The organism is Streptomyces puniciscabiei, from assembly GCF_006715785.1.
Lineage (GTDB): Bacteria > Actinomycetota > Actinomycetes > Streptomycetales > Streptomycetaceae > Streptomyces > Streptomyces puniciscabiei.
Genome location: NZ_VFNX01000001.1, coordinates 4,641,100 through 4,654,998, shown reverse-complemented (window position 1 = coordinate 4,654,998; position 13,899 = coordinate 4,641,100). Strand labels below are relative to the sequence as shown.

At 66.9% G+C, this 13,899-nt stretch carries 8 protein-coding genes; 6 read left to right on the top strand and 2 right to left on the bottom strand.

Annotated features, from left to right (window positions below; genetic code table 11):
* Nucleotides 1–560 precede the first annotated feature (560 nt).
* The 6 genes from FB563_RS21555 (at nt 561) to FB563_RS21530 (ending at nt 9,539) form a co-directional block, all read left to right on the top strand.
* Nucleotides 561–1,115, top strand: a complete 555-nt coding sequence (locus tag FB563_RS21555; RefSeq protein WP_055703564.1) for a hypothetical protein — start codon at nt 561–563, stop codon at nt 1,113–1,115.
* A 1,781-nt stretch (nt 1,116–2,896) separates the two neighbouring features.
* A complete protein-coding gene (mycP, locus tag FB563_RS21550) occupies nt 2,897–4,207 on the top strand; it encodes a type VII secretion-associated serine protease mycosin (protein ID WP_107100481.1) in 1,311 nt (436 codons plus the stop codon).
* A gap of 1 nt (nt 4,208) precedes the next feature.
* On the top strand, nt 4,209–4,649 hold the full coding sequence (locus FB563_RS21545) for a hypothetical protein (RefSeq protein ID WP_055703563.1): 441 nt from the start codon (nt 4,209–4,211) through the stop codon (nt 4,647–4,649).
* 3 nt (nt 4,650–4,652) lie between these two features.
* Nucleotides 4,653–5,891: a hypothetical protein gene (locus FB563_RS21540; protein ID WP_055703562.1), complete on the top strand. Its 1,239-nt coding sequence runs from the start codon at nt 4,653–4,655 to the stop codon at nt 5,889–5,891.
* A 991-nt stretch (nt 5,892–6,882) separates the two neighbouring features.
* Nucleotides 6,883–8,163, top strand: coding sequence for a hypothetical protein (locus FB563_RS21535; RefSeq protein ID WP_055703560.1), 1,281 nt, complete (start codon nt 6,883–6,885; stop codon nt 8,161–8,163).
* A 116-nt stretch (nt 8,164–8,279) separates the two neighbouring features.
* Nucleotides 8,280–9,539: an SNIPE associated domain-containing protein gene (locus FB563_RS21530; protein ID WP_199832685.1), complete on the top strand. Its 1,260-nt coding sequence runs from the start codon at nt 8,280–8,282 to the stop codon at nt 9,537–9,539.
* Between the two features lie 757 nt (nt 9,540–10,296).
* On the opposite strand, the gene FB563_RS21525 is transcribed toward FB563_RS21530, so the two are convergent.
* Both FB563_RS21525 and FB563_RS21520 read right to left on the bottom strand, forming a co-directional pair.
* Nucleotides 10,297–12,258: a TIGR03960 family B12-binding radical SAM protein gene (locus FB563_RS21525; RefSeq protein ID WP_055703557.1), complete on the bottom strand. Its 1,962-nt coding sequence runs from the start codon at nt 12,256–12,258 to the stop codon at nt 10,297–10,299.
* A 70-nt stretch (nt 12,259–12,328) separates the two neighbouring features.
* Nucleotides 12,329–13,828 (bottom strand): CYTH and CHAD domain-containing protein, encoded by a 1,500-nt coding sequence (locus tag FB563_RS21520; RefSeq protein ID WP_055703556.1) that lies wholly within the window; start codon nt 13,826–13,828, stop codon nt 12,329–12,331.
* Between the last annotated feature and the right edge of the window lie 71 nt (nt 13,829–13,899).

Below are 13,899 nucleotides of genomic sequence, written 5' to 3'. Positions count from 1 at the left end.
CTTCGGGGCCTGGCAGCGGCGTCCGGGAGGGCGCCGACCGCGCCGACGGGCGAGGGATCGAAGCGCCGGCCGCAGCCAGCGCAGCAGCCACCTCGACCTCGCCCACCCTCGCCAGCGCGTCCATCACCCGATCGAGTGCCTCGCCCACCTCAGTGCGCGTGACCACTCGAAGCCGGCGTCGGACCCGCGTTCTTGACCGTCAAGGGCAGCAGCTTCTTGCCGGTCGGGCCGATCTGGATGTGGGTGTCCATCTGCGGGCAGGGAGGCATGCACACTCGCGCCACGCTCACGGCTGACACATGCGGCTGTCGTCGACCGCCGCTTCTGGAGTTCGACTTGGGCTCCGCCCCAGCGCGGGAGGCACCGGGGAACAGGGTCGACCGTAAGGCGTGGTCATTTTCCAGCCAGCCGTGCCCCGGGACGGCGTAAGAGTTCCGTGATCAGGCAAGGTCACGACTATCGTGCCCGGGTTGCATCTGTTACGGATATCAGATGGCAGGGGCACCACAAGTGACTGGCTAAGGTGCTGCTGAGGGGCTGACTGCACGGGGGAGGACTCGATGGCCGACGACACGGGGGATCCGCAGGCAACTGCCGCTGCGCTGGGATCGGCCGCCGGTGCGCTGGCCGCGTCCGGCATCGGCCCGATCGCAGGCGTAGGTGCCGTCATGGCCCGGGAGTTGCGGGTCGAGGCCGAGACGCTGACGGCCTTCAAGAACCGGGTGAACGACCTCCTGACTCGGCTGGAGAAGTCGAAGGCTGCCCCCCACCGGATCGCGGACGGTGCCCTGCCGACAGGACGGTTGGGAAGCTTCGACGAGGCCGACGCGCTCCATGGTGCCTACAACGAGGTGCATTCCCAGCTGGAGCGCCTTTCTAAGATGCTGGCGCTGCAGATCGAGGGGCTGATGGTCACGGTCGAGGCGTCGAAGAGCAACTATCACAATCTCGACGCCGACGTTCGCGATCGCCTGCACAGCATCCGGGTCGAGGCCGACAAGCTGGCGGTCGATGAGACCCAGCCGGGAGTACAAGGACACGTTGACGGCAGGGCTAATGCGTCCGGCCATGGTCGGCACGGCTCCACGTCGGGCTCGCAGGCAGGTGGCTTGTGATGGCCGTAGGGATAGGACAGCACGACGGGATGGTCCCGACGGGGAAGGCGGTGGGACTCCATGTCTGACTTCGTCAGTCGCATGTGGGAGACGGTCAGGCAGGAGCGGTTCCTGCTCCAGGATCCCGAACAACTGTGGGCCATGGTCGAGTCGGCCGACGGGCCGACGGTCAGCGGTCTCGGTGAGCTGCTGAAGGAGGCCGCCAAGACGATCAGGGAGATCGGCGGCGATCTGCGGACCCACAGCATGGCGGTCGAGTGGGAGGGCGAGGGCGGCGCGGCGTTTCGGACCTGGTGCTACCAAGCAGCGCTGACCACAGTGAGCCTGGGCGATTACAGCGAGAATGCGGGCAAGTGGCTGGGTCACGCGGCGGACACGCTGCACGAGGTCAAGCCCCAGCTGGAGATCCTGCGGAAGCAGAGCGCAGGCCCGCGCTCGGTTCTGGAGGCGCACGCGGCGAAGGCGACGGACGTCGGCGATCACGGCGGCGGCCCGTCGGACTCCGCGGTGGCGAAGGCCAAGACCCAGTACGCCAACACCCGTGCTGAGGCCGGCGGGCTGATGATGAAGCTTGCTCAGTCGTACACGGCATCGACGGAGCAGATCAGCGCGCTGAAGGCACCGACGTTCCCGGAGTTGCCTCAGCGGTTCGTGCCGGATCGGTTCGGCGGCGAAACCCACATTTCCGCCCCTACCGACGGAGGGAAGGGGACTTACCCCGGGACGCCCGTGCGAACAGAGGTACCAGCACGCCAGACGACCGTCGACTCCACCGTGAGCCGGACAAGTCCTGTACCGAGGGCCTCCGTGCCACACCATCCAGCGGATGTAGCCAGCGTGACGGATGTGCCGCTGCCGCGACACCACGTAGAGGCCGCAAACACGGTGATCGACAGCACAGGCACCCTGCCGTCTCCGGTGATTCCTGCCTCCCCGTCAACACCGCCTGTCGGAGCGGGAGGCAGTCCGGACGGTCGAACACCGGTGGTGACCGGACCGCTCCCGCCGGCGTTTGGGACCGGAACACCCTTGCCTCCCAGCGTCCGAGGAGGGAGCGAGCGTCCTGTGTACGGGGTCCGGGGCCCTCTGGCCACGCCATCCGGACCAGGGACGTCCGCAGGCCCGCGTATTCCAGGACGCGGATTCTCCGGCCCCTACGGCCCCGGTGCGACCGGCGGTCAGCCCGGCGCTGGCCCCGTGCCGACTGGCTCCCCCTCGGCCAGGAGCGGCGGTGGCATCACGGGCGGTCGTCCCGTCTCGCCAACGCCCGGACGGCCTGGTGGTGCGTTTCCACGTGGCAACGTCATCGGTGGCACTCCGAACGAGCAGCAGGCTCCCAGCGGCCGTGGCGCCGAGCTGAGAAGCCCTGCTGCAGGGGCCATGCCAGCCCGCGACGACGAACGCTCTGCGAACCGGGAGGGTGTGGCGCGAGGGCGAATGCCTGCCTCGTCCAACGGGATCGTCGGGGGGCAGCCCAGACCTTCCCGAGACCGCAAGCGGGCAGGTTTCACCTCGCGAGGTGTCCGACCCGCAAGCGAAGCGAGCGCAGACGAGCCGCCGCAGCAGCGAGGCGGACCATCCCGTGGCGCCTCCACGCCCATCCCGAAGCGTGACGACCGTTCAGCCCGCGCTAGGCGCACTAGCAGTTGCGAGACCGACCAGGCAGAGGACAGGGAGCACCAGGCAGAGGAAAACGCGGAGCATCAGGCAGAGGAGAAGAAGAACCGACCACTCCCGCCGCCACTGCCCAAAGGGCCCGATGGAGACCTAGGACGAGAAGGATGACCATGCGCAGCCGCAGCGAGCGGGCCAGATGGCGCAGCAGGGCCGTGTCCGCCGCCGCGGGGGCCTTGTTGGCGAGCATTGCCGTTACTCCCGCGCACGCTGACAGCGTCCGCGAGCGGCAGTGGTACCTCGATGCCATGCACGCCGATGAGATGTGGAAGACCAGTACAGGCAAGGGCATCACGATTGCGGTGATCGACACCGGTGTCCAGGCCGACATTCCGGACCTACGGGGCCAGGTCGTGACTGGCAAGGATTTCTCGAAGCGCGCCGGTGACGAACGTACGGACTACGACGGTCACGGCACCACCATGGCCGTGCTCATCGCCGGCACGGGCGCCAAAGGTGCCACCACAGGCACGTACGGCCTGGCCCCCGGGGCCAAGATCATGCCGATCCGCACTCCGGGCTTCATCGAGCGCAACCGCGCCGACGGCAACCAGGACGACTTTCCCACCGCCACAGCGAAGGCCATTCGGTTCGCGGCCGATTCCCGCGCTCAGATCATCAGCATTTCGGGAGGCAGCGCCGCGAACTCTCGGGAGCTGACGGATGCTGTCGCCTATGCGCTGTCCAAGGGCAAGCTGATCTTCGCAGCTGTGGGCAATGACGGCGACGCCCTCAACGAAGTCAATTACCCGGGCGCCACTCCCGGCGTAGTGGGCGTCGGAGCGATCGACAAGAGCGTCAAGGCGACGAAGGAGTCCGAGCACGGCCCCCAGGTCGATCTGGTCGCGCCGGGCGATGACATTATCTCCGCCTGCCTCGGCGGCACAGAACTGTGCAGTTCACACGGCACCAGCGACGCCACCGCCCTCGCCTCCGCCTCCGCTGCCCTGATCTGGTCCAAGCACCCGAACTGGACCAACAACCAGGTCCTACGGGTCATGCTCAACACCGCGAGCAAGCCGACAAGCGGCAAGGCACGCACCGACTACATCGGCTACGGCGCCGTCCGCCCCCGCATCGCGCTGACCAATCCCGGAGACCCCGGTCCGGCCGACGTCTACCCGCTGCCCGACTTCAAGCAAGCGGCATCCAACGCACCCAATGGGTCGGCCACGGCCTCTGCGAAGGATGACCGCAGCCCATCGCCGGCAGCATCCCCATCGACGGGCGGTGGCTCTGCACTGCCATGGATCCTCGGGGGTGCGGGAGTTGTCGTGGTTGCGGGCGGGTTTTTCGCCGCTGGGGCGGTGCGCAGACGCCGACGTGCGGCGGCGGTAGCCCAGGCTCACCCGGCCATGCCACCTGGGCCGGGGCAGACGCCGTGGTACGGAGACAGCAACTACGGGGGGAGGCCCTGAGATGGCGTGGGATGAGTGGGAGCAGCTGAAGGCCGACGCGCTGGCCCGCAGGCAGGACGGCATGCGGCTGGACAGCGCTGCCGACGCAGTGGGCGGAGGTGGTACCGGAGCTGTGCCGGACCTGAAGATGAACCACGCGGGCAACAAGGCCGCGGTCAAAGCGCTGCGGGAGGAAATTCGGCCTGACACGGACAAGGCCGGCAGCCACGCCGACGACTCCTCCTCCACAGCGGCCCAGAAGTTCAGCGGTTGGGCCACCGGATCCGCCCTCAAGGCCGCGCACGCGGAGTGGGAGCTGCAGGTCAAGAACCTGAAAGGGCGTCTGGGAGAAGACCAGACCGCCCTGGAGAAGACCCATCAGGACTTCCGATATACCGACATCGGAGTCAAGAGCCGGATAGCGCAGATAGACACAGGATCCATTCCCGGAGAGGAGGGCTAGGAGATGGGAACGGGCAATCTCACGTATCAGGACGTGGTCACCATCGACCTCGGTGTGCTGATCACGGCGGCCAAGGACTGGGACGACATGGCCAGCACCTTCGACGACCTGGGGGGCCTGTACGGGGCGAAGGTGGAGTCCATAGCGAACGACGGCTCCTGGACTGGCGTCAGTAGCAACGTCGCTTATACACGGTTCACCAACACACGTAAACAGTTCACCGATGCCCACACGGAAGCCCACGCAATCGCCTCCCTTCTCCGGAGCGCCCACGGGCGCTTCTCCAAGCTGATCGGCCATGTGAGGAACCTGGTCGAGCAGGCGGAGAAGGACGAGATGACTGTCAACGGCGCCGGTGAGGCGGTTTATGACTTCAGGAAACTCACCCCGATGCGCCACGACCCGGATTACCCGAAGTACGTGACGCAGGTGAAAGACGCCGAGGCCGCCTGGACCAAGAAGATCAAGGATGCCGTGCAGGCGGTCGACGACGAAGATCAAGTCGTGGGTCGCGCTCTTCGCGAGGCAGCTGGCGTCGGGAGCTTCCTCGAACAGATATTGGACCCTCTGGGCCAGGCTCAAAGCTTCAACGGGGCGGCAGTCGGCGACCTAACCACATATGAGACGGAAGTCAAGAAGGAGGAAGCGGAGCAGAGGGCAGAAGCGGAGCGGAAGAAGAAGCACGACGATACCGTGCGGGCTATCGGTAATGGCATCATCAAGGGACTTTCGATCTTTAACGGGGAGCCCGGTCCCGACCTGGGAAGTAAGTTCGTTGGAACGCTAATCGACGGCGTCGCTAACGCTACAGGTTACAACAAAACGCGGGGGATCACCCTCGGCGTGGGAGCCGGCTGGGGAGGCGGAGGAATCGGATACTCGATCACTTTGGCGGAGACGCAAACACCAGACGGGAAGACCCAGATCGGGATCCTGACGTCGAAGTCCATACATTCCGCTGGTGCCGATTTCGGCGTTTCCGCAACGGCCGGTGAGTTCTATAGTAACGCCGATGACATTGGTCAGCTCGAAGGCAAGGGCTGGGATAAGGGTGGATCCGCCAAGGTCGGTCTCGGCCTGTACGGGAACCATCAGACGGAGGTCGGAACGACTAACTCGAAGGGCGAAGGCGTCAACGTCATCGAGTTTGGGTTGGGGGCCGGTCTGGGTGCCGAGATCGGCGGCGGGTACAGTGACGCCAAGTCGCGTTGGCAAACAGAAGTCGGATCGGAAAAGAAGTGAATGGCTTGGACCCGGGACCGCTGCTCTTTTTCATCTTCGGCTGGTTTTTCGCCCTGAACATCAAAGGGATCGCAGACCGGACATATCAACATGCAGCCCGTTTCTTGCCAATGATCGGGGGCTCAGTCACACTTCGGATCATGGGCTGGATCTGGATCTTCGTGGGCGGCACGCTTGTCGCCTTGGACTTCTTGAGTTAAGTGGATCTCTGGGGCGGCGCTTTCCTGTGCAGGTGTGTGCTGGCTCTCTGACCCGATAAGAATCCACTCAGCTACGAGCGCTCCTCCCATCAGGGAGGAGCGCGGGGGCAGAACGTTCAGGCAAGCTGCAGGTCCCTCAGACCCACTCCACCTCGGAAACGATGTACGGGGTACTTCCAGGGCCCGGCAGCGGCGTCCTAGAAGACGCCGGCGGCGCCCACGGGCGAGGGACCGAAGCGCCAGCCGCAGCCAGCGCAGCCGCCACCTCGTCCTCACTCGCCCGCGCCAGCGCCTCAATCACCCGATCGAGTGCCTCGCCCACCTCAGTGCGCGTGACCACTCGAAGTGGGCGCCTGACCTGCGTTCTTGACCGTCAGAGGAAGCAACTTCTTGCCGGTCGGGCCGATTTGTATCCGAGTGTCCATCTGGGGACAGGAAGGCACCCACACTCGCGCGACATCGAGAGCGGGCTGGCACTCGGGGCTGCAGCCCGGTGATCCCATTCGGTAGCACTTCTCTTCGACGGCTTCGATCTAGACAACCCAGATAGCCGCAGGTGGGAGGCATCCTTCTTCAGTCAGGACGTCAGGTCAGCACCGCGGCTGAACACACTTTGGTTCGAGGCAGCCTGCACCGCGAAGGCAGCGGGCAACACCTGACCCAAGGACAGGCCCGGGACCTGCGGCGATTCCGCCCTAAATCCTGGATCAACTTTCCAGCGGCAGTGATCATCGCTACGGTGAAACGCACAGGGGTTGAGTCCTAGGCACCGGGTCTTCTGGGGGGACGTCATGGGCAGACGTCGCGGTTTCATCGCGGAGCTGAACTACCAGGCACAGCAGGCGGAGAAGCGTCGACGGCAGCAGGAGGCCGCCGCCCATCGTGCTCACCTTGCAGCGCAGCGCGAAGCCGAACGAGCCAGGAAGGCACACGAGCGCGCGCAGGTGGCAGCGGCAAGAGCCTCTGCCGCCGAGAAGAAGGCCGCGGAGCGTGAGGCCGCACGGCTCCAGGTGGAGTCCCGGCTCGCCGAGGTCGAGTCCATGAACACCGATCTGGCCAGCGACCTCGCCGACATCGACAGTCTGCTCGCCTGGGCCCTGGATATAGACGACTACGTCGATCTCGAATCATTGAAGATCTCACAGGTTGAGCATCCTCCGTTCGAGCCCGGTGGCCTGGCTGTCCCTACGCCCGAGGTTGCGGAGCCGAAGTACGCCCCTGAGCCCGTGTATCAGGAGCCGACTGCACCCAGCGGACTCTCAGCCGTGCTTGGCGGGAAGAAGCGGCACCAACGAGCCATCGAGGAGGCCAAGGCCGCTTTTGAGAAGGCGCATGGCGACTGGGGGATCTCCAGGGATGCTCTCCACAACCGCTACGTCAAGGCAGTGGCCCAGCGCGAGAAGAAGGAATCCAAGCGCGTGGCAGAACTATCTGCCGCCGAGGAGAAATACAAGCAGGAATGCGAGAAGCGCGAGGCTAAGGCGTCAGCTCGCAACGCCGAGCTCACCAAGCTAATCAACGATTTTGCCTTCGATGTCGAATCCGCCATCGAGGAGTACGTCGGCATCGTCCTGTCCAACTCGGTCTACCCCGAGGTTTTCCCGGTCGAGCACGATCACGCGTTCAATCTCGCATCTCGAGAACTCACGCTCACAGTCAGTGTTCCAGAGCCCTCAACTCTACCCTCAGTGAAGGGATACCGATATGTGAAGGCGAAGGACGAGATAACCTCAACTGCCCTGCCGGTCCGTGAAAAGAAGGAGCGGTACGCGAACGCGGTCTGGCAGGTCGCAGTTCGCAGTCTGCACGAAGTATTCGAGGCGGACCGCGCTGGCAAAATCCACTCGATCGCACTGATGGTCGGCGTCAATACAATCGACCCCGCCACGGGCCTTCCGACCACTGTTCCTCTTGCCGTCGTCGCTGCGGACCGCGAGACCTTCAACGGGTTCGATCTGGCAAAAGTTATCCCGCAGGCCACTTTGCAGCACCTCGGTGCCGCGATGTCGAAGTCGCCATTCGACCTAATATCAGCAGACACCAGTCGCGGCGTCCGCGTTCGAGGAAAGTGACGATGCGGTTCAATCCACCGCCAGGGTGGCCCACCCCGCCCGAGGGCTGGACTCCTCCGCCGGGATGGAAGCCCGACCCGGCCTGGCCGGCACCACCCCCTGGCTGGAACCTCTTCGTGTCCGACGACGAGGCCGAATCGGACGACGACGTCGACGAGTCCGCCACCGTGTCAACCACCGAAGCCTCCACCGGCCCGGCGCAAGAGGCACCGGGGACTGGGCCAACCGAGACATTTGCTGGCCCCGCGGCTGGACTACCGTTTCGCGGGGTCGACCCCGCGCCGCTGTTGGCCCGTATCGCCGATCTCGAAGCCGCGCTCGCCGCCGCACGGAGTGGCGCCGACGTGATCGATCTCAGCGACCAGCGCGCATTGCAGGACGTCGGCATCTATCGCTACCACCATCCTCTGGAGAGTGCGGCGGCCTACAAGGACCGGCTCCGCAGCCTCGAGGGCCAGATCGACGACGTCGTCAAGAGCGGTCGCGCGATCGTCGCCGCCGACATGTTCACCTTCGATGGATCTCTGGCACGAGGGCGGAAACTTGTCGGCGATCTGTCCAAGCTGATGCTACGGGCCTACAACGCGGAGGCCGACAACTGCGTGCGCTCGCTGAGGTCAGGGAACGTGCGCACCGCGCAGAAGCGGCTGGAGTCGGCGGTTACCGCGATCGAGAGGCTAGGGGCGATCATGGAGATGCGGATCAGCCCCGAGTATCACGCTCTGCGAATCGCTGAGCTCGAACTGACCGCAGACTTTCAGATGAAGGTGCAGGAGGAACGCGAACGCGGCCGCCAGGAGCGCCAGCTTCTCCGCGAACAGCGCCGGGCTGAGCAGGAGTTGGCCGCCGAGAAGGAGCGACTCGAGAAAGAGCGAGCGCACTACATCAGCGTCCTGGAATCCCTCCGCGCCAAAGGCGACGACACCGCTGTCACCGAACTCTCCCGGCGCCTCGCGGACATCGAAAAGGCCATCGCAGCCAACGACTACCGCATCGCGAACATCCGCGCCGGCTACGTATACGTCATCTCCAACGTTGGTGCCTTTGGTCCGAACATCGTCAAGATCGGCATGACCCGCCGCCTCGAACCGATGGACCGCGTCCGGGAGCTCGGCGACGCTTCAGTGCCGTTCCGGTACGACGTCCATGCCATGTTCTTCTCCGAGGACGCCGTGACACTGGAGTCTGAACTCCATAAGGCGTTTGCCGATCGACGCGTCAACTTCGTCAACGAGCGACGCGAGTTCTTCTTCGCCACACCATCCGAGGTTCGAGCGCTATTGGCAGACAGGGTAGGCGGCCTGCTTGAGTTCACGGAGGAACCCGCGGCTCTCGAGTACTTCCAGAGCCGTAGCCGCTGGCCGCAGCAGAGCTGAATATGCTGGAGGCGTCGGGGACAGCGCCAGCAGTATCCGCGTCCTCCTAGCCCGGCAACCCATCAGAGCGTGGCGGCCAGGGGGAGCGCGCCACTGTACGAACGGCCTGAATGCCATGGGCCGCGTCTGCTCGGCTTCGCCTGGGTCGACGGTGGACGGGATGGGAGCACTCCTCGCACGCCACAACGGGCCCGCGGACGGGAACGGTGCCCCCTCCATCCCGGTGCCGACCGATCCCCCGCAGGAGGCTCTGTTCTGACGTGGCCGTGCTCTACGGTGATCGGCTCATCGCCACCGGCCCTATCCACCAGCGGGCGCGCGTCGGCGCAGCGCGGGCGGAGCGGGCCGGAGGCAGGAGCGGCCCCCGCAGCGGAGACGGGAGCGCGCCCGACGGAGCGGACCACAGCCGGAGAGCCCTGATGATGTACAGCAACTCATAACTCGGCCGCGTGAGGCAGTCCACACCGGCTCCCCAAGACTCACGTGCCACCGAACCCGCCAACGAGCCCCCTTCCCAGTCAGGAAAGGGGGCTCGCGGAGCCATGCAGTGACGCACAGGCTGTACGGACCTCAGACCCACTCCACCTCGGAGACGATGTGCGGGGAAGTTCCAGGGCCCGGCAGCGGCGTCCTAGAGGACGCCGGCGGCGCCGACGGGCGAGGGACCGAAGCGCCAGCCGCAGCCAGCGCAGCCGCCACCTCGTCCTCACTCGCCCGCGCCAGCGCCTCAATCACCCGATCGAGTGCCTCGCCCACCTCAGTGCGCGTGACCACTCGAAGCCGGCGTCGGACCCGCGTTCTTGACCGTCAAGGGCAGCAGCTTCTTGCCGGTCGGGCCGATCTGGATGTGGGTGTCCATCTGCGGGCAGACCCCGCAATCGAAGCAGGGGGTCCAGCGGCAGTCCTCGACCTCTGTTTCGTCGAGGGCGTCCTGCCAGTCCTCCCAGAGCCAGTCCTTGTCCAGGCCGGAGTCGAGGTGGTCCCAAGGGAGGACTTCCTCGTAGGTGCGCTCGCGGGTGGTGTACCAGTCGACGTCGACGCCGTAGGGGGCCAGGGCCTTGTCGGCGCAGGCCATCCAGCGGTCGTAGGAGAAGTGCTCGCGCCAGCCGTCGAAGCGGCCGCCGTCGTCGTACACCGCGCGGATCACGGCGCCGATGCGGCGGTCGCCGCGGGAGAGGAGGCCCTCGACGATGCCGGGCTTGCCGTCGTGGTAGCGGAAGCCGATCGAGCGGCCGTACTTCTTGTCGCCGCGGATCTTGTCGCGGAGCTTCTCCAGGCGCGCGTCCGTCTCCTCGGCCGACAGCTGCGGGGCCCACTGGAAGGGGGTGTGCGGCTTGGGGACGAAACCGCCGATCGAGACCGTGCAGCGGATGTCGTTCGAGCCCGAGACCTCGCGGCCCTTCTGGATGACGCGCGTCGCCATGTCGGCGATCTGGAGGACGTCCTCGTCCGTCTCCGTCGGCAGGCCGCACATGAAGTACAGCTTCACCTGGCGCCAGCCGTTGCCGTAGGCCGTGGCGACCGTACGGATCAGGTCGTCCTCGGAGACCATCTTGTTGATGACCTTGCGGATGCGCTCCGAGCCGCCCTCCGGGGCGAAGGTCAGGCCCGAGCGGCGGCCGTTGCGCGTCAGTTCGTTCGCCAGGTCGATGTTGAAGGCGTCCACGCGGGTGGACGGGAGGGACAGGCCGATCTTGTCGTCCTCGTAGCGGTCGGCGAGGCCCTTGGCGATGTCGCCGATCTCCGAGTGGTCGGCGGAGGACAGGGAGAGGAGGCCCACCTCCTCGAAGCCCGTCGCCTTCAGGCCCTTGTCGACCATCTCGCCGATGCCCGTGATCGAGCGCTCGCGCACCGGGCGGGTGATCATGCCGGCCTGGCAGAAGCGGCAGCCGCGGGTGCAGCCGCGGAAGATCTCCACGGACATGCGCTCGTGGACCGTCTCGGCCAGGGGGACGAGGGGCTGCTTGGGGTACGGCCACTCGTCCAGGTCCATGACCGTGTGCTTCGACACGCGCCAGGGGACACCGCTCCTGTTCGGGACGACGCGGGCGATACGGCCGTCGGGGAGGTACTCGACGTCGTAGAACGCCGGGACGTACACCCCGCCCGTCTTCGCCAGGCGGAACAGGACCTCTTCGCGGCCGCCGGGGCGGCCCTCGGCCTTCCACGCGCGGATGATGCGGGTCATGTCGAGCACGGCCTGCTCGCCGTCGCCGATGACCGCCGCGTCGATGAAGTCGGCGATCGGCTCCGGATTGAAGGCGGCATGGCCGCCGGCCAGGACGATCGGGTCGTCGATCGTGCGGTCCTTGGACTCCAGGGGGATACCTGCCAGGTCCAGGGCCGTCAGCATGTTCGTGTAGCCCAGCTCCGTGGAGAAGCTCAGGCCGAGCACGTCGAAGGCGCGGACCGGCCGGTGGCTGTCGACCGTGAACTGCGGGACGCCGTGCTCGCGCATCAGCGCCTCCAGGTCCGGCCACACGCTGTAGGTGCGCTCGGCGAGGACGCCCTCCTGCTCGTTGAGGACCTCGTAGAGGATCTGGACGCCCTGGTTGGGCAGGCCGACCTCGTAGGCGTCCGGGTACATGAGCGCCCAGCGGACGGCGCACTCGTCCCAGTCCTTGACGGTGGAGTTGAGCTCTCCGCCGACGTACTGGATGGGCTTCTGCACGTGCGGGAGCAGAGCTTCGAGCTGCGGGAAAACCGACTCGACAGGCATCTCGCGAACCTTCATGAGCTGACAGGGGTGACCATCAAGCGTAACCCGCCCGGCGGCCTGCCCCGTACGCTCAGCCGGGTACCCCGGATGTGATCTCCTTCCACAGTCCGGGCAGCTCCGCCTCGGCCTGTGCCGCCCGGGCCTCCTCGCGCCCGTACAGCAGCCCGTAGGTGAAGGTGCTCTCCCCCGCCGCGTGGGCCACCGCGGACAGCTCGCGCAGGGTCAGGCGGGTCATGACGCTGTCCTGGTGCTCGCCGAGGAGGGTGGTCAGGGACCTCATGGCCTTGGTCAGGGAGCGGGCCGGCTTGCCGAGGGCCGGGGCGGCCGCCTCGGCCGCGTACCGGGTGCGCTTGGCCTTCTTGCGGGCCTCGTGCACGGCGAGGTCACGCTGCTCGCCGGGCGGGACCGCGATGGCCCGCTCGACCAGGGCGGACAGGGTCGCCAGATCCTTGGCCATGGCCTTCTCGAGCGCCTTCTCCGGCTTCTTTCCGGCGGCCTTGCGCAGCGGGGGATCGGCGAGGAGCGCGTCCAGGGTGTCCAGGAGGGTGAGGTAGCGGTGGGAGTCCAGGACGCCGGTCAGATGGGCGTGCGCGCCGCCGTGCCGGGCCTCGGACCAGGTCGTGAGGCGTGCGCGGACCGGCCCGACGACCAGGTCGGCCGGGAGGGCTTCGACTGCGGCGGTCAGGCGGTCGGCCATCACCTCGTGGTCGCGGTCCACGCCCAGCTCGCCCGCGAGCCACTTCAGCTCTACCGCGACCGGGTCGGTGACCGTGCGGTCGAGGACGGAGCGGAAGCTGCGCAGGGTGCTGCGGGCGCGGCGGGTGGCGACCCGCATGCGGTGCACGGAGTCGGGCACGTCCCGGCGGACGGCGGGGTCGAGCTCGACCAGCGTGTCCCGCTGGTCGCGCAGATAGGCGAGCACGTGGTCGCCCGCCGTCTCGGGCTGCGCGGGCCTGCCCTTGCCGGGGGGCCGTCCGCCTGTCTGCTCCAGGGCCCGGGCGAGCTTCGAGGGTGACTTCGAGGGGCGCACGCCCGCTCTGCGCAGCCGTTTCTCCACCAGGTCCAGGAAGGCGGGGTCGCCGTCGTCGGCGAGTTCCACCTCGATCTCGGTCCACTGGGCGGCCCTGCCGCTGCCGCCGAGCCGTTCGGCGGTCACGGCGTCGACGCTCGCCTCGGCCAGCAGGGTGCCGTCGGCGTCGACCAGGTGGCGGACATCGCGGGCGGAGCGCAGCCGGACCAGGGGGATCAGTTCGGCGTCCCGGACCCGGGACCGGACCAGGGCGGCGATCTCCTCCGGGACGGTGTCGGAGAGCGGGGCCCGGATCTCGTCCCGTACGCCCGGTGCGACGGGGAGCTTCAGGTGCCAGCCGGCGTCCGAGCCCCCGGTGCGGCGGCGCAGGGTGAGGGAGGCGGCGGCCAGGCGCTCGTCGGCGGTGTCGTAGTAGGTGGCGTCGAGCTCCATCAGCCCCTTGTCCAGGACGGCTGCCACCGGGCCGACGCCGGTCAGGTCGGGCAGCCCGCTGTCATCGGATTCGTACTTGCGCTCGATCTCGCGTTTCGCATCCGCCATGGATCGAATCTAGTTGTCCGCGAGGTGGTGCGGCAGGGGCCGTCCCGGGCGAATGGCCGGAAAATTCCCGC